The sequence below is a fragment of the Stenotrophomonas sp. KH_036_B genome (genome assembly GCF_057839485.1).
Genome location: NZ_CM174491.1, coordinates 647,762 through 664,609, shown reverse-complemented (window position 1 = coordinate 664,609; position 16,848 = coordinate 647,762). Strand labels below are relative to the sequence as shown.

Annotated in this window: 12 protein-coding genes; 3 read left to right on the top strand and 9 right to left on the bottom strand. The window is 66.9% G+C overall.

Going from position 1 to position 16,848, the window contains the following annotated elements; genetic code table 11:
- From AC3ITN_RS02965 to AC3ITN_RS02950, 4 genes are all read right to left on the bottom strand, one after another.
- Complete coding sequence (locus AC3ITN_RS02965; protein WP_489392027.1) at positions 1–1,371, bottom strand: pyridoxal-phosphate dependent enzyme; 1,371 nt, start codon at positions 1,369–1,371, stop codon at positions 1–3.
- 239 nt (positions 1,372–1,610) lie between these two features.
- Positions 1,611–1,829, bottom strand: a complete 219-nt coding sequence (locus AC3ITN_RS02960) for an HP1242/YdcH family protein (protein ID WP_282245428.1) — start codon at positions 1,827–1,829, stop codon at positions 1,611–1,613.
- A 444-nt stretch (positions 1,830–2,273) separates the two neighbouring features.
- Positions 2,274–3,170, bottom strand: coding sequence for an OmpA family protein (locus tag AC3ITN_RS02955; protein WP_313347897.1), 897 nt, complete (start codon positions 3,168–3,170; stop codon positions 2,274–2,276).
- Positions 3,167–3,553 (bottom strand): DUF4398 domain-containing protein, encoded by a 387-nt coding sequence (locus tag AC3ITN_RS02950; protein ID WP_313347898.1) that lies wholly within the window; start codon positions 3,551–3,553, stop codon positions 3,167–3,169. Before AC3ITN_RS02950 ends, AC3ITN_RS02955 begins: the two co-directional genes overlap by 4 nt.
- Before the next feature lie 98 nt (positions 3,554–3,651).
- Between AC3ITN_RS02950 and AC3ITN_RS02945 the strand changes: the two genes are divergently transcribed.
- Positions 3,652–4,782 carry a PilT/PilU family type 4a pilus ATPase gene (locus AC3ITN_RS02945; protein WP_313347899.1) on the top strand — a complete coding sequence of 377 codons (1,131 nt, stop codon included), beginning with the start codon at positions 3,652–3,654 and terminating at the stop codon, positions 4,780–4,782.
- A 314-nt stretch (positions 4,783–5,096) separates the two neighbouring features.
- On the opposite strand, the gene maiA is transcribed toward AC3ITN_RS02945, so the two are convergent.
- Complete coding sequence (gene maiA / locus AC3ITN_RS02940) at positions 5,097–5,762, bottom strand: maleylacetoacetate isomerase (protein WP_489392026.1); 666 nt, start codon at positions 5,760–5,762, stop codon at positions 5,097–5,099.
- Positions 5,763–5,770: 8 nt separating this feature from the next.
- The gene (locus tag AC3ITN_RS02935) at positions 5,771–6,760 is read right to left on the bottom strand and encodes a fumarylacetoacetate hydrolase family protein (RefSeq protein ID WP_313349010.1); all 990 of its coding nucleotides are present in this window, start codon (positions 6,758–6,760) and stop codon (positions 5,771–5,773) included.
- A gap of 801 nt (positions 6,761–7,561) precedes the next feature.
- On the opposite strand from AC3ITN_RS02935, the gene AC3ITN_RS02930 reads away from it, so the two are divergent.
- Positions 7,562–8,974, top strand: coding sequence for a DEAD/DEAH box helicase (locus tag AC3ITN_RS02930; RefSeq protein WP_489392025.1), 1,413 nt, complete (start codon positions 7,562–7,564; stop codon positions 8,972–8,974).
- Between the two features lie 152 nt (positions 8,975–9,126).
- On the opposite strand, the gene AC3ITN_RS02925 is transcribed toward AC3ITN_RS02930, so the two are convergent.
- Together AC3ITN_RS02925 and AC3ITN_RS02920 are read right to left on the bottom strand one after the other, a co-directional pair.
- A complete protein-coding gene (locus tag AC3ITN_RS02925) occupies positions 9,127–11,691 on the bottom strand; it encodes a M14 family zinc carboxypeptidase (RefSeq protein WP_489392024.1) in 2,565 nt (854 codons plus the stop codon).
- A gap of 29 nt (positions 11,692–11,720) precedes the next feature.
- Positions 11,721–14,387: a TonB-dependent receptor gene (locus AC3ITN_RS02920; protein ID WP_489392023.1), complete on the bottom strand. Its 2,667-nt coding sequence runs from the start codon at positions 14,385–14,387 to the stop codon at positions 11,721–11,723.
- Positions 14,388–14,574: 187 nt separating this feature from the next.
- Here AC3ITN_RS02920 and queD point away from each other — a divergent pair, with 187 nt between their 5' ends.
- A complete protein-coding gene (gene queD, locus AC3ITN_RS02915; protein ID WP_214905071.1) occupies positions 14,575–14,928 on the top strand; it encodes a 6-carboxytetrahydropterin synthase QueD in 354 nt (117 codons plus the stop codon).
- 772 nt (positions 14,929–15,700) lie between these two features.
- Here queD and AC3ITN_RS02910 read toward each other — a convergent pair.
- On the bottom strand, positions 15,701–16,822 hold the full coding sequence (locus tag AC3ITN_RS02910; RefSeq protein WP_489392022.1) for an alpha/beta fold hydrolase: 1,122 nt from the start codon (positions 16,820–16,822) through the stop codon (positions 15,701–15,703).
- Positions 16,823–16,848: the final 26 nt, after the last annotated feature.

Genomic DNA, 16,848 nt, shown 5'->3' with positions numbered 1-16,848 from the left:
TTATTGCACCCGGCGGCGCAGATAATTGAGCAGATCGATCCGGGTAATCAGGCCCAGGAAGCTGGTCCCGTCCATGATGATGGCGACCTGGCCGCGGTCGAACACCGGCAGCAGGGCCTCGATCGGCGACTTCACGTCCAGCCGGTCCAGCTTGCTGACCATGGCGGTGGCAACGGTGTCGCGGAAGCGGGTTTCGTCGCCGTAGACATGCAGCAGCACGTCGCTTTCGTCCACGATGCCGACCAGCTGGTCGCCGTCCATCACCGGCAGCTGGGACACGTCGTACAGCTTCATGCGCTGGTAGGCGGTGGTGAGCAGGTCGTTCGGGCCGATCACGACGGTGTCGCGCTGGCCATACGGGCGCAGGATCAGGTCGCGCAGGTCGCCGGTCTGGGGGCGCTCCAGGAAGCCGTTGTCCAGCATCCAGTAATCGTTGTACATCTTGGACAGGTACTTGTTGCCGGTGTCGCAGACCAGCACCAGCACCTTCTTGGGGGTGGTCTGTTCCTTGCAGTACTTCAGCGCCGCGGCCAGCAGGGTGCCGGTCGAGGAGCCACCGAGGATGCCTTCCTTGCCCAACAGCTCGCGCGCGGTGTGGAAGCTTTCGGCGTCGGTGATCGCGTAGGCCTTGGTGACCCGGCTGAAGTCGGCGATCGACGGCAGGAAGTCCTCGCCGATCCCTTCCACCAGCCAGCTGCCCGACTTGTCGTTGAGCACGCCGTCATTGATGTACTCGGCCAGGATCGAACCGACCGGGTCGGCCAGCACCAGCTCGGTCTTCGGCGACAACGTGGCGAAGGCGCGCGACAGGCCGGTCATGGTGCCGGAGCTGCCGCAGCCGAACACGATGGCGTCCAGGTCGCCGTCCATCTGTTCCAGGATCTCCGGGCCGGTGCCGAACTCGTGCGCGGCCGGGTTGTCCGGGTTGCCGAACTGGTTGATGAAGTACGCGCCCGGGGTTTCCTCGGCCACGCGCTGGGCCATGTCCTGGTAGTACTCCGGGTGGCCCTTGGCGACGTCCGACCGGGTCAGGCGCACTTCGGCGCCCATCGCCTTGAGGTTGAAGATCTTCTCGCGGCTCATTTTGTCGGGCACGACCAGGATCAGCTTGTAGCCCTTCTGCTGGGCCACCAGCGCCAGGCCCAGGCCGGTATTGCCGGCGGTGCCTTCGACCAGGGTCGCGCCCGGCTTCAGTTCGCCACGCGTTTCGGCGGCCTCGATCATGGACAGGCCGATGCGGTCCTTGATGGATCCCCCGGGATTGGCGCTTTCGAGCTTCAGGTACAGCTCGCAGACACCGGTATCCAGGCGCTGGGCCTTGACGATCGGGGTCTTGCCAATGAGGTCGAGTACGGAGGAGTGGATTGCCATCGGATCACATCGATTCGCGCCGCAACGCGGCCGGACTCCCGATTATCCGACATAACGGCGTTACTGACACGCCGCGCTTGTCTGCCCGGCCGCCTCCAGGGCGAGGCCCTGAAAGAGCGACGCGGACGGCGCCCGTCGACGAGGAGACGGACGCCGCCCGCGGCGTTTGGGGCAGGTACCGCCCCGCAGGGCGGCCCGTGAACGGTAGGTGCCGACCGTGGGCCGGCACGCAGGGGGCTTTAATTCAGGGGGGAGGAGTAAAGCCGTTCCAGCTTCTGCTTCGCATACAGCTTCTCACGCTTCATCTGGCCCAGGGTGACACCGTCGATCGGAAGTACGCCCAGCTCGGCATCCATACATTTCTTGTTCAACTTCTGGTGCCGTTCGTACAGGGCCTTGAATTCCGGGTCACGCTGGCGGCGTGCGTCGATTTCGCTCTGGGGCTGACCTTCAAACATGATGAACCTCCTATCGCTTTACGGCAGAAACAAGAACGCCCCGGCCGACACGGCACGGGGCGTTGCTTTGGGAGGAGTGCCGGCATCAACCGTGACCGCACCCGAATCCACACGCACAGCCGGGACTGCCCGGACTGCTGACGGCGTTGGTTCGCGCCCTTGGTTCATCGGCCCGGCCCTCCAATCATCCGGGCTGCAGAAGGCAACCCGGACAATCGACCCTACGCCTGCCAAACGACCGGTTCAAGGGTTTCGTTTGAAATCGACCCAATGGCGCAGCAGACGTTCAGGCTGAACACGCACAACAACGAAAAAGTAACGAAAACAACGTGTTGGCGATATGCGCCGGCCATCGAGGCGGTCACGACCAACGGTCGTGACCTACCGGAACGATGGCGGGCAGGTCATGACCGTTGGTCATGACGGGCGGGTCATGAACATCGTTTACGGGGCGATGATGACCTCGGCCGAGCGGGCCTTGGTGGACGCGGCCTTCTTGCCGCTGGCCTGCAACCGGCTGGCACTGACCCCGGCGCCCACCAGCGCGTCGCGCAGGGCGTCGGCACGCTGCTGCCCCACCCCGGCGGCGGCATCGTAGGCCTCGATCCGGACGCGGCCCTTCTTGCCGATGTTCAGGTATTCGGCCAGCGCCTTGGCCTGGCCTTTGGCCCCGGCCGACAGTGCCCCCTTGCCGCTGGCGAAGGCGTCGCCCGCGAAGGTGAATACCTCACCGCGGCTGTCGACCTTCGACCCGGGAAGCGTGTTGCCCGAGACCAGTTCGGCCTCTTCCCGGGCCAGCTTGGCCGCGTTCTGCTGGGCGGCGCTGAGGCGGGCGGTCTGCTTGCCGGCCACGCTGGTGAGCGCGGTTTCGGCGTCCTGGCGGGCCAGCGCCTCCTGTTCGGCGGACAGGCGCAGGCGCTCGGCTTCCTCGGCCTGGATCTGGGCCTGCACGCGCAGGCGCTCGTTCTCCTGGCGGGCGCGCTGGGCGTCGCGACGGCTGGCTTCGATCAGCAGGTCGCTGCGGGTGCGCTCCAGCGTGGCCACCTCACGCTTGGCCAGGCCGGCGCGCACGCTGGTCTCGGCGATCTCGACCCGGCGGTCGGCCAGGTAACGGGCCTGGTCCAGGTCGCGGCGCTTGGCCTTGGCCAGCTCGGCCACGGCCTGCTGGGCCTGCAGGCGCTCGAAGGCGGCCAGTTCGGCGGTGTCCGGGTTGGCCTGGATGGCCATCAGGCGCTGGGTGAGCTGGGCCACGGCCGGGTCTTCGGCGGCGCTGGCCAGCAACGGCAGGGACAGCGCGGTGGCGAGCAGCAGCGGCGACAGGCGCAGGGCAACGGCCTTCATCGGCGGTCCTCCCCGGCGGCCAGCTGGCGTTCGAGCTGGGTCACCTCGTTGCGGCGCAGCTGCAGCTGGGCGTTGGCGGTGGCCTCCTCGCTGCGGGCGCGGGCCAGGTCGGCGTCGGCGGTGGCGCGCACGGCCAGGACGGGCGCGTTCTTGCGCTCGCGGCGGTCCCCCGCGGCGCGCTGGGCCTGCTCCAGGCCCTGACGGGCCACGGCGATCAGGTCCGGGGCGTACTGGTCGGCGTCGGCCTGGGTGGCCTTGTCGACCGCCTGCCGGGCCTGCATCAGTTCCAGGGCGCCATCCTGCGCCTGGACGGCACCAGAGAGCGCGAATGCGCACGCCATCACATACAGAGTGCGTCGTAATTGTGCGAAGCTAGGATTCATTGGGGGTGCCGTTCGCCAGAAGAAGGTGCGCGGCCATTGTCGGAAGCCTGCGGCGTGCTTGCAATGGCACGCGGCTGATTGTTGGGGAAACATTTCGCATGGATATCGGCTATTTCCTGAAGCTGATGACCGAAAAGAACGCTTCGGACATGTTCTTGACCACCGGAGCCCCGGTGTACATCAAGATCGAAGGCAAGCTGTACCCGTTGGGGAACACCGGGTTGCCGCCGGGCATGGTCAAGAAAATCGCCTATTCGCTGATGGACGAGGGCCAGGTGCCCCAGTTCGAGCGCGATCTTGAGCTCAACATGGCCATCGCCCTGGCCGAGGCGGGGCGTTTCCGCGTCAACGTCTTCAAGCAGCGCGGCGAAGTGGGCATGGTGATCCGTGCCATCCGCAGCAAGATTCCCAGCATCGAAGAGCTCAACCTGCCCCAGGTCCTGAAGGACGTCATCATGACGCCGCGCGGGCTGGTGCTGGTGGTCGGCTCGACCGGCTCGGGCAAATCGACCTCGCTGGCCTCGATGATCGACCACCGCAACAGCACCACGACCGGGCACATCCTCACCATCGAGGACCCGATCGAGTACCTGCACAAGCACAAGATGTCGATCGTGAACCAGCGCGAGGTCGGCCTGGATACCCATGCCTTCCACAACGCGCTGAAGAACGCGATGCGTGAAGCGCCCGACGTGATCCTGATCGGCGAAATCCTGGATGCAGAGACGATGGAGGCGGCCATCGCCTTCGCTGAAACCGGTCACCTGTGCCTGGCCACGCTGCACTCCAACAACGCCGACCAGACCATCGAGCGCATCCTCAACTTCTTCCCCGAGAGCGCGCATCGCAACGTGCTGATGAACCTCTCGTTGAACCTGCGCGCGGTGGTGTCCCAGCGCCTGGTCAAGGGCCAGGACGGGCGCCGGCTGCCGGCCACCGAGGTGTTGATCAACACCCCGATGATCCGCGACCTGCTGCGCCGCGGCCAGGTGCACGAGATCAAGGCGGCGATGGAAGCCTCGCTGGAAGAAGGCATGGAGAGCTTCGACCAGTGCCTGTTCCGGATGGCCAAGTCCGGCATCATCGAACAGGAAGAGGCGCTGCGTGCGGCCGATTCGCGCGACGGCCTGGCGCTGAAGTTCCGCCTGTCCGAGGGCGGCAGCGGCGAGCACGATCCGTACGCGGATTATTCGGCGGCGAGCCCGGCCGCGATCACGCACGGGTTCTGATGGCCGTCCGCCCGCGGTAGTGCCGGCCGCTGGCCGGCTCCACGGAATCCCGGCCATACCCGCAATGCCGGCCGCTGGCCGGCTCCACGGAATCCCGGCCATGCCCGCAATGCCGGCCGCTGGCCGGCTCCACGGAAACCTGGCCATACCCGTAGTGCCGGCCGCTGGCCGGCTCCACGGAAACCTGGCCATACCCGTAGTGCCGGCCGCTGGCCGGCTCCACGGAAACCTGGCCATACCCGTAGTGCCGGCCGCTGGCCGGCTCCACGGAAACCCGGCCATGCGAGGAGCCGGCCAGCGGCCGGCACTACCGGTTATGAAGCGTCGGTCTGGTTCTCAGGCCGCGCCGCATCGAACGCCGGCAGTGCCAGGCACGCCTCGTCGATCCGCGCCAGGGTCGGATACGGGCTCATGTCCACGTTGAAGCGCCGCGCGTTGTACAACTGCGGCACCAGGCAGCAGTCGGCCAGGGTCGGGCTGTCGCCGTGGCAGAAGCGGCCGGTATCGACCGATTCCACCAGCATGCGCTCCATCGCATCGAAGCCGACCTGCATCCAGTGCCGGGTCCAGTCCTCGCGCTCGGGCTGCGGCACATTCCAGGTATCGCTGAAGAACTGCATCACCCGCAGGTTGTTGAGCGGGTGGATGTCGCAGGCCACCAGCTGCGCCAGTGCACGCACGCGGGCACGGCCCGGTGCATCGTCGGGCAGCAGCGACGGGTCCGGGAACACCTCGTCCAGGTATTCCAGGATCGCCATCGACTGGTGCACCACGCGGTCGCCGTGGCACAGGGTGGGCACCAGTTCCTGCGGGTTGAGCGCCGCGTAATGGTCGCTGTGCTGCTGGCCGCCATCGCGGACCAGGTGGACCGGGGTGATCTCGTGGGCGAGATCCTTCAGGTTCAGGCCGATGCGCACGCGGTAGGCGGCGCTGGAACGCCAGTAACTGAACAGCTCGATCCGGTCCATGGGCAGGTTCATCGGGATGCTCAGGGCCGCTGGGCCTGTTCAATGCGCTGTTCGATGGCGCCGAAGATGCTCTCGCCCGCCGCATCGAACATCTCGATGCGGACCACGTCGCCGAAGGACATGAAGGGCGTGCTCGGCTTGCCGTCGCGCAGGGTTTCCACGGTGCGCAGTTCGGCGAAGCACGAGGCCCCCTTGCCGGTGTCTTCGTTGGCGATGGTGCCCGACCCGACGATCGCACCGGCACCCAGCGGGCGGGTCTTGGCCGCATGCGCCACGAGCTGGGCGAAGTTGAACTGCATGTCCACGCCCGCCTCGGGCGCGCCGAACCAGGCGCCGTTGACGTGGGTCACCAGTGGCAGGTGCACCTTGCTGTCCTGCCAGGCGTCGCCCAGTTCGTCGGGGGTGACGAACACCGGCGACAGCGCCGAACGCGGCTTGGACTGCAGGAAGCCGAAGCCCTTGGCCAGTTCGCCGGGAATGAGGTTGCGCAGCGACACGTCGTTGACCAGGCCCACCAGCTGGATGTGACCGGCCGCCTGCTCGGCGGTGACCGCCATGGGCACGTCGTCGGTGATCACCACCAGCTCGGCTTCCAGGTCGATGCCGTAGTCCTCGCTGACCACCTTCACTGCATCGCGCGGGCCGTGGAAGCCGGCGCTGGTGGCCTGGTACATCAGCGGGTCGGTGTAGAAGCTTTCCGGCACCTCGGCGCCACGGGCGCGGCGCACGCGCTCCACGTGCGGCAGGTAGGCGCTGCCATCCACGAATTCATAGGAACGCGGCAGCGGCGCGGCCAGCGCCTGCAGGTCGATGTCGAACACGCCATCGGCGCTGCCGTCATTGAGCGATTCGGACAAGGCGTTCAGGCGCGGCGCCAGGTGGCTCCAGTCTTCCAGCGCCTGTTGCAGCGTGGCGGCGATCCCGGTGGCGCGCACGCCGTGGCGCAGGTCGCGCGAGACCACGATCAGGGTGCCGTCGCGGCCGCCTTCCTTCAAAGAACCAAGCTTCATGGGTGGGTATCCGGGATCGCAGAAAAATAGGTTTCGAGTGTAACCAAATGCGCGGTGCTGCCAAGCTGCGATGCGGCACGAAACCACCTTAAACGATCGGGGAGCCCGCAGTGCCCTGCCATCATCCGGCTGGTGCTGCGCCGCATTATCCCCGCGTCCGCGCCAAGGCCGCGTGGATCCACTCCGCCGGGTTGTCCGCGCGCGCTTTCCAATGCCGCGTGGATCCTCTGCGCCGGGCTGCCCCACGGCGTTCGCGCCAACACCGCGTAGATCCACGCCCTGCGTGGAGACCGCGCGAAGCGCGGCACAAGGATCCGGGGCCGCTGAACCTGAAGATGCCCCCTCCCCTTTCCGACGTTTAGCAACGGCCGACGCCACGCATCGGGCGTTCATGACCCTGAGTTGGCGCGCAGCCACGCAGGGCGTGGCTCTACAAAGCGGAATGGGGGTATAAGCCACCCTTCAGACGTTCATGACCGCGAATTGGCGCGCAGCCACGCAGGGCGTGGCTCTACAAAGCTGAATGGGGAAAATTGATGCGCCGCATGATTTCTCCTATACTCCTATTGTCTGCAGCGGCCGTCCGTTTCCCTTCGGGATCGCCGGCGACCGGGATTTCCGTCCCTCGCCCGCCCCCACTCCGACGCCATTCGTCATGCATTCCAGTCTGCGCACCGCGCCGGCTGCACCCAATTCTCGCAGCGCGGTTTACGGGAACGCTCCGAGTCAGCCGATCACCACGATCTGCCTTGCGTCCGGCCATTCGGCCTGGCGTTACTTCGTCTTTGGAGCTTCCACCCGATGTCTTTTGAAAACCTGGGCCTTGCCCCGTTCCTGCTGCGCGCGTTGTCCGAGCAGGGCTATGAAAACCCGACCCCGATCCAGGAGCAGGCGATCCCGCTCGCCCTGGCCGGTCGCGACCTGCTGGCCGGCGCACAGACCGGTACCGGCAAGACCGCCGCGTTCGGCCTGCCCCTGCTGCAGCACCTGGGCACCAACCCGCAGGCCGTGAACGGCCCGCGCAAGCCGCGTGCGCTGGTGCTGGCCCCGACCCGCGAGCTGGCCACCCAGGTGCATGACAGCCTGCGCGGTTACAGCAAGTACCTGCGCATTCCGAGCGCCTGCATCTACGGCGGCGTCGGCATGGGCAACCAGTTCGACGTGCTGCGCCGTGGCGTGGACCTGCTGGTGGCCTGCCCGGGCCGCCTGATCGACCACCTGGAGCGTCGCAGCGTCGACCTGTCGGGTATCGAGATCCTGGTGCTGGACGAAGCCGACCGCATGCTCGACATGGGCTTCCTGCCGTCGATCAAGAAGATCCTCGCCAAGCTGCCGCGCCAGAACCGCCAGACCCTGCTGTTCTCGGCCACGTTCGAGGAGAGCATCAAGCAGCTGGCGCTGGAGTTCATGCGCGACCCGGAACAGATCCAGGTCACCCCGAAGAACACCGTGGCCGAGTCCATCAAGCACTGCGTGCACCCGGTCGATGGCCCGCGCAAGCGCGAGCTGCTGCTGCACCTGCTGTCCCAGGACAGCCGCGAGCAGACCCTGGTGTTCGGCCGTACCAAGCACGGCTGCGACAAGCTGGCCACGTTCCTGGAGAAGTCCGGCATCAAGACCGCGGCGATCCACGGCAACAAGAGCCAGGGCCAGCGCCTGCGTGCATTGGGTGACTTCAAGGCCGGTCGTGTGACCGTGCTGGTGGCCACCGACATTGCCGCGCGTGGCATCGACATCAACGAACTGCCGAAGGTCATCAACTACGACCTGCCGATGGTGGCCGAGGATTACGTGCACCGCATCGGCCGTACCGGCCGTAACGGCTCGACCGGCCAGGCGATCTCGCTGGTGGCGCAGGACGAGGCCAAGCTGCTGCGCCAGATCGTGCGCCTGCTCGACAAGGACATGGACATCCGCGACGTGCCCGGCTTCGAGCCGCAGACCCCGATCCGCTGGGGCAACAGCGCGCCGGGCAAGGCCGAAGTGCCGGGTGGCGATCGCGCGCCGCGCCGGACCGCGCACGCGCGCCGTCCGCACGGTGACGCGCCACGTCATGCGCATGCCGGTGCCAAGACCGGCGGCGGCCAGCGTGACGGTGCCGGTCGCGGTGCGAGCCGTGGTGCCGGTAACGGTGCGCCGCGCGGCGGCCAGCCGCAGGGCCAGCGCCGAGGCGGTGGCGGGCGCAGCCAGGGCGGCGGCGGCCGTCCGGCCTGATCCGTTCGCGGATTGAACACAGAAAAGGGCGACGCATTGCGTCGCCCTTTTCTTTTGGGTTTGCGATGACACGCATGGCGTGTCACTACGCAATCCGGCCCGCGTAGAGACACGCCATGCGTGTCCCACGGGACGTCCGGGCCGGGCGGGAATTACCCCCGCGGCTTGGTCGGGTTCAGCAGGTTGCCGAAGAACACCGCGTTCAACAGCAGCCGCTCGGTGCCGTGCCAGTACTTGCGGTGCGCCGGATCGTCGGCGAACAGCACTACGTTGCCCTGCCCTTGCGGCGACACCAGCAGCCACGCCGACCCGGCCACGCGGCTGCGGTTGCTCTCCGACAGATAACCGTTCACGCGCGGTGCCTCGTCCACGCGCACCACGGTGGAGAACGGATTGCGGCTCGGCTTGAAGCTGATGCCGTTTTCCTTGTTCACCGCCAGCTGCGTGCGCGGCAGGCCGAAGCCCAGCGGGTGGCTGGTATCCACATCCGCACTGAGGATGTTGCCGCTGACCCGTTCGATCGCGGCGATGTCGCGCTGGTCACCGAACGCCCGGCGGGCGCCAGCGGGTTCCTTCTCTTCCGCGCCCAGCACCTCATCGCTGAGCTTCTGCTCGATCGCCCACTTCGCGGCGCTGCCGTAGGTCACCAGCGAACCACCGGCGTTGATCCAGCGCTTCAGGGCGGCCACGGCGGCGGCGTCCACACCGGTGTAGGTGCCACCGGCCAGCACGATGGAGGTGTAACGGTCCAGGTTGACCTTGCCCAGCTGCGACGGGTCCAGCTTGCTGGCCGGCAGCTGCACCTGCTGGTCGAGCAGGAACCACGCCGAGCCGATCTCGGTGGCGCTCACGCCCTCGCCCATCACCAGGGCCACCGCCGGCTTGCGCAGCGACTTGACGCTGTCGCTGCCCAGGTCGATGCCGCTGCGGCTCTGGCCGCTGGACAGCGCGTGCACCTGCACGCCGCTGCTGCGCGCCGCATCGTCCACGGCGGCCAGCAACGCATCGCCGGCCAGCACCTGGCCGGCCACCGGAATCACCACGCTGCCGCGGGCGAAGGCATGCTCGCCGGTGGCGGTGCTCGCGGTGAACGGCTGGAAGGCCGCGCGCGCCAGCACGCCTTTGGCCTGCAGCGCGTACAGCGCGCGGCTGGCGTTGTAATCGCGCCAGTCGAACACATAGGCATAGCCCGCCTGTCCGCCGCTCACCCCGCCGTGCGCGGCGGGCAATGCGCTGATGCGTTCACCACCGGCGATGCGGCTGCGGCTGCCGGCGAACGCCAGGCCGTAGGCCGGCGCAATGGCATACGAGGTGCTGCCGTAGAACACGTCCCCCTTGATGGGCGGCGTGTCGGCGAAGATCGAATGCACCAGGCGGAACTGTGGCTGCGCGGTGGGCACCACGTAGGCGCTGCCCGGCTCGAAGCGTTGGCCGTCCACGGTCACCGTCGAGGTGAGCGCCTGCACGGTGATCTGGTGCTGCAGCAGCAGGTCGAGCAGGCGCCGGGTCAGGCCCGGGTCGTTGCCGTCGCCGAACACGAATGCCTTCACCGGCTGCTGGTTGGCCTGCTTCAGCGCGGACTGGAAGAACGCCTTCTGCAGCTTGAGCAGCCCATCGCGCTCGGTGACCGCACCGCGCACCGTGCCCAAGCCGGTGGCGACCTGGTTGCGGATGGTGAACGGGAAGGTCAGCAGGCCGTTGACCGATTCCTGCACGCGTCCACGCGAACTGGCCTGCTCGACGGTGACGCCGACCGCGCCGTGGAAGTCCGGATACGTCGAGCCGTACACGGGCGAGAAGTTGTCGAAGTTTTCGCCGGTGTAGTACAGCGACCCCAGCGCATCCAGCGACTGTGCGTGGTACTTGGCGAGGGTCTTGTTGAATTCATACGACGACGCCGGCAGCAGCGGGCTGTGCATGCTCGCCGGCGACGGTTCGAAGTAGTAGGTGCTGTCCTTGCCCATCTCGTGGAAGTCGATCTGGACGTTGGGATACCACTGGTGGAAGTAAGCGATCTTCGGCCGCGTGTCCTGCTGGGTCAGCGCCAGCCAGTCGCGGTTGAGGTCGGTGAAGTAGTGGTTGGTGCGGCCCTGCGGGAACGGCTCCACGTGCTCCTTGTCGGCCGGGTCGGCGGACGCGGGCGAGGACGCATACGCGTTGTGCCAGCTGGCGGCGCGGTCGCGACCGTCCGGGTTCTGCGCCGGGTCGAACAGCACCACGGCGCGGTCCAGCCAGCGGGCGGTGTCGGCACTGCGGTTGGCCACCAGGTAATACGCGGTGAGCAGCGCGGCTTCGCCGCTGGAGGTCTCGTTGCCGTGCACGCTGTAGCCCAGCCACACCACCACCGGGCTGTTGCCGGCCGCCGACAGCGGCTGTGCCGGGTCGGCCAGGGTCACGTGCTGGCGGCGCAGCGTTTCAAGCTGCTGCTGGTTCTGCGCCGAGGTGACGGTGGCGATCAGCAGCGGGCGCCCTTCGTAGCTGCTGCCGATCTGTTCCACCTTGATCTTGTCGGAGTGCCTGGCAAGCTCGTTGAAGTAGGCCACCAACTGGTCATGCCGCGTGTAGCGGCTGCCGATCTCATAGCCCAGGAACTGCTGCGGGGTGGGAATGGCCGGATCGAACTCCCCGCCCTGCGGGAAGAAGTAGGCGTTCTGCGCGAACGCCGGTGCGGCCAACAGCCACAGCGAGCCCACCAGCCAGGTGATGGGACGCGACAAACCACGGAACAAGGACACAGCAACCCCTCTTAGAAACGGTAGTCGAAGCCGACGGTGAAGTAGCGGCCACGCAGGTCGTACTGGCTGAAGTCGTACGGCGCGCGGATGCCCGGGAACGAGGCGTCGTACGGCGGTTCTTCATCGGCCAGGTTCTGGATCTTGGCGTACAGGGTCAGCTTCTCCAGCCCGGTGTAGGCCAGGTAGAGGTCGAACTGGCTGTACGCATCCACCCGGTCCTGCACGGCGCTGGCGGTGGCGCTGGCCTTCTGGTCATAGCCGCTGGTGTAGTACCAGGTCAGCGCGGTGCGGAAGTCGGCGTAGGACCAGTCCAGCGTGGTGGTCGCCTTGTTCTTGGGCAGGGTGGCGCCCAGGTTGCTGCCGGCGTAGTCCACCAGCGGACCACCGACCACGGTGGGGCGGCTGTAATCGCGCACGTGGGTGAACGCGGTGGACAGCGAGAAGTTGCCCGCCGCGTCGGTCGGGAAGCGCTGACGCAGTTCGACGTCGAAGCCGGAGGTCTTGAGCTCGCTCAGGTTCTGGTAGCGGTTGAACACCGCCAGCAGCTTGCCGCGCTCGTCGCGGGTAACCGCGCCCGGCACATCGTTGGTGACCAGGGTCTGGGTGTTGTTGGTGCCGACCAGGTTCTCCAGTTCGATGCGGTAGTAGTCCACGCTCAGGCTGGTGTTGGACCACGGCGACAGCACCAGGCCCAGGTTGTAGCTCTTGGTGCGCTCCGGCTTCAGGTCGCTGTTGCCGACGGTGAAGAAGGTCGGGTTCTGGCGCGAGCCGGGCACGTCCGGGTCGCGCGGATCGATCACGCTGCCGTAGGCGATGCTGGTGCTGTTGGAGTTCTCCGACAGCGACGGTGCGCGGAAGCCCTTGGACGCCGCGGCACGCACCAGCAGGATGTCGAACGGCTGCCAGCGCAGGCTCAGCTTGGGCGAGAAGGCGTCGCCGAAATCGCTGTAGTGGTCGGCGCGCGCGGCGGCCTGCAGCTCCAGGCGGTCGGCCAGCGGCACGTTGACTTCGGCATACGCGGCGGTGACCTTGCGTTCGCCATGCACCTCGGCGATGGCCGGGCGTACCTGCAGGCCGGCATCGATCTGCCACGGGTTCTCCGAATCCAGCTTCTCGCGGCGCCATTCGACACCGGCGGCGAAGCCGATCGGACCGGCCCAGGTGTTGCCCAGCCCGCCGGAGATCTTGGCGTCCACACCCTGCAGCACGGACTCGGCCGGGCGCAGCGTGCTCAGGTTGATGCCGTCGATCACCGACTGCGGGGTGGCCGACGGATCGAGCAGGTTGTAGCTGCCGGTGGCCAGCGCATCGGCCAGGGTCCAGCGGTTGGCGAAGCCGCCCGAGACGGTCTCACGTTCGCTGCTGCGCGCGCCGAACGCACCCACTTCCCAGTCCCAGTCCTGCAGGCTGCCACGCAGGCCGAACACGCCGCGATACGCGGTGGAACGGTTGGTCTTGATGGTGGGGCCGAGGTTGAAGAACGTGTATTCGATCGGAATCGCACGCCCGTACGGATTGAACGGGCTGCTCGCCGGCAGGTTGGACGACACCGGCTCGGCCAGCCCGGTATCGGCGTTGAGCGCGAAGCGGCCGCTTTCCAGGGTGAAGAACGGGCTGCTGCCGAACCACGACACGCCCTTGATCTCGCTGTAGATCACCTCGCCGAAGGCTTCCACGTTGTCGTTCACCTTGAAGGTGCCGTTGACGTAGGCCTGGTAGCGCTTGGTGGAGGGAATGAGGGTGGTGTACGGCGCCAGGTTGTAACCGCAGGTGTTGCCGGGCAGGCCGTCGATCGGCGCACTGGGCACCAAGGTGGTGTTCTCCGGGCACTGCCCGTTGGCGTCGAGCATCGGCACCGAGGTGCCGTTGACCAGGAAGCGCGCGCCTTTGGCCGACCAGCCGTTCCAGCGGCCACCGGGCTGGTCGGTATAGATGCCCGACTTGGTCAGGTCGCGCTGGTCCTGGTCCAGGCGCTCGCGGTTGTAGCCTTCCAGGCTGACCAGGATGTTGTAGCCATCGGTGTCCAGGTCGCCGATGCCGCCGATGAACTTGAGGTTCTGCTCGTCCAGCCCGCCCTGGTCGGACGTGCCGACGCTGCCGCCGAGGTCGGCGCCCTGGAAGTTCTGCCGGGTGATGATGTTGACCACGCCGGCGACCGCGTCGGAGCCGTACACGGCCGACGCGCCGTCCTTGAGCACTTCGATGCGTTCGACGGCCACCATCGGCAAGGCGTTGAGGTTGACGAAGGTGTCCGACAGGCCGCCGGCCGGGAAGCCGTAGTTGGCCAGGCGGCGGCCGTTGAGCAGCACCAGGGTGTTCTTCTGCGACAGGCCGCGCAGGCCGATGCCGGCCGAGCCCGAGGCCCACCCGTTGTTGGTGGTTTCGTTGTTGGCGTTGCCGGTATTGGCGGAGATCGAGCGCAGCAGATCGGCGACGGTGGCCTTGCCGGTCGCTTCGATCTCCTGGCGGCCGATCACCTGCACCGGGTTGGCGGTTTCGGTGTCGGTGCGCTTGATGTTGGAGCCGGTCACCCGCACGGCGGCGAGCGTGGTGCTCTCCCCACTGGCGGCGGCATCGGGGCTGGCCGCATCGGCGGCGGCGGCGTCGAGGGCAAACGCGGACAAAGGCGTAGCCAGAGCGGCGGAAAGCGCCGCCACAAGAAGGGTGTGCTTGGGCATGAACTCTATGGGGGTGGTGGACGACAAGTTCCGCAGTAGTCCATGCCGGGCCATTAACGAGCCAATAACATCGCTTCATGCGGATATAACGAAAAGTAACATCTCTTCATCCGGATGGATATGTTTTCTGCTGCAACCGTTCCTGTCGGCGGCGGATCGCCCGCGCCGCAGGCCGTACAATGCGCCCATGGAAATCTTCAAAGTCTTTACCCTCGAAGCGGCCCACCACCTGCCCAACGTGCCGGCGGGCCACAAGTGCGCGCGCCTGCACGGCCACTCGTTCCGCGTGGAACTCAAGGTCGAGGGTGAGCCGGGCGAACACACCGGCTGGATCATGGATTTCGGCGACGTCAAAGCGGCCTTCCAGCCGATCTACGACCGCCTGGACCACCACTACCTCAACGACATTCCCGGTCTGGAAAACCCCACCAGCGAACGCCTGGCGATCTGGATCTGGAACGAGCTCAAGCCGACCCTGCCCGCGCTGAGCGAAGTGACCGTGCATGAGACCTGCACGTCCGGCTGCCGGTACCGAGGCTGAGAAGACGACGACCCGCAGCACCGGCCTCATCCAAGTCATTGATAGAAGCTGGTTTTTTCAGAAACCGGACCACGTCGGCAAAAATTTGTTGCAACGCACCACAATCGGCGTATGCTGCATTGCATCAAGTGAATTTGCGTGGGTCCCTCCCCCCACGCAATCCAGGACCCGACAGAACCCTCCCTCTGTCGGGTCTTTTTTTTTGGACGCTTGGGGCCATGGTCTTCGATCAGATCTGCCGCGAGCGTTGAGGGCCCCGCCGCGGCCGGCAGGCCCCTATGCAAATGTCCCCCGGCGTCGGCGTGCGGCCGCCCCCTCCTCCTTTACTTTGCCAGGGACCTACCGGCCGCGACGGGGCTCGGCTTCCGGTTCGCAGGAAAAGGCAAAATCCGGGACGGAGGACGTTAATCGGTGACGGTGAGGCTTAACCTCCTCCGTCCCCTTTTTAGGCACTGCCAGGGACCTACCGGCCGCGACGGGGCTCGGCTTGCGGTTCGCAGGGAAAAGCGGATGTCACGGTGCCAACGCCGGTGGGTCGAGCGCCGGGTCGGCTTGCCCTTGTAGGCGAAGTAAAGGAGGAGGGGGCGGCCGAAGGCCGACGCCGGGGGACATTCGCCGGAAAGGGTAAGGCGGCCCGGCGCTCGATCCACCGGCAGCCGCTGTTGAGGGAAATTCGCAGGCAAGGGCATGGCGGCCCCGCGCTCGCCCCACCGGCAGCCGCTGTCGCCGGCAAGCACATGCCACCCCGCGCTCGCCCCGCCGGCAGCCGCGTCTACCGCGCCAGCGGCCGCACGATCTGCACCAGGCTCAGCAATGTCTTGCCGGGTTCTTCCCACGGCACCATGTGCGCCGAATGTTCGAACCACACGCCTTGCTTGAACGGTGCGTCCACGTTGTTCAACCAGCGCTCGGTGGGTGCGGTCGGCGTGGTGTAGTCGTGGCGGCCCATGAACATCACCACCGGAATCGGGAAGCGCGTGATGGGGTTGAAATCCACCTTCAGCATCTGCGGCAACAACGGCCCCAACGACAGCACGCTGCCTTTGTCGAGGTTGCAGCGGTCCGCATCAGTGTACTCCGGCGAGAGCTTGGCCGCCCCGAAGTAGTAGTTTGAATCGTCCCGGTATGCCGTGAGCCCGCCGTAGTACTGCGGCCACGTGCGCGCCGTGATGATCCGCTCGCGCGTGATCGGCGTGTTGCCCGGGTAGGGCGCGATTGCCTCCAGCGCCGCGACCGCCTTGGCGTTGCCGTGCGCTTTTGCCTGCGCCAACCCGTAATCAAAGCTGATCTTCTCGTTCTCGACCTGGTTGATGATCTGCCCGATGCCCACGTACGCATGGAACAGGTCCGGCCGCTTCAGCGCCGCCTGCATCGCCACGATGGTGCCCCAGCTGTGCGCCATCAGGATCACCTTGCGCTGGCCCAGGTGCGTGCGAAGGTGCTCGGCCACCTCGATGGCATCGTCCACGTAGCGCTCGATCGTCAGCGTTGGTGCGATGGCCTCCGGCGTCGCCTCCGCGTAGGTCTTGCCCGCGCCGCGCTGGTCCCAGTCCACCACCGTGAAGTATTCCTCCAGCGGCCGCTGGAACTGCCACAGGCTCGGCGTCGCCGGGCTGGCAGGCCCGCCATGCACGAACAGGATCACCGGGTTGGCGCGGTCGTCGCCGCGAATGGTCAGCCATTGCGACACGCCCCCGATCGGCGTCGCGTACTGCTCCTGGATGCCGTTCGGCGTGGTGATCCGCTGCAGGTCGCGGATGACCGCCCGGCCCGGCTCCAGCGCCGACGTGTCCGGACAGGTCTCTGCCGCCAGCGCGCCGCACGCCGTGCCCAACAGGCACACCAGCGATATCGCTTCCCCCAGCCAGCGGTGGCACCTTGCGGCGATGGCCATCGGGTTACTCCTCGATTGACGGTGTG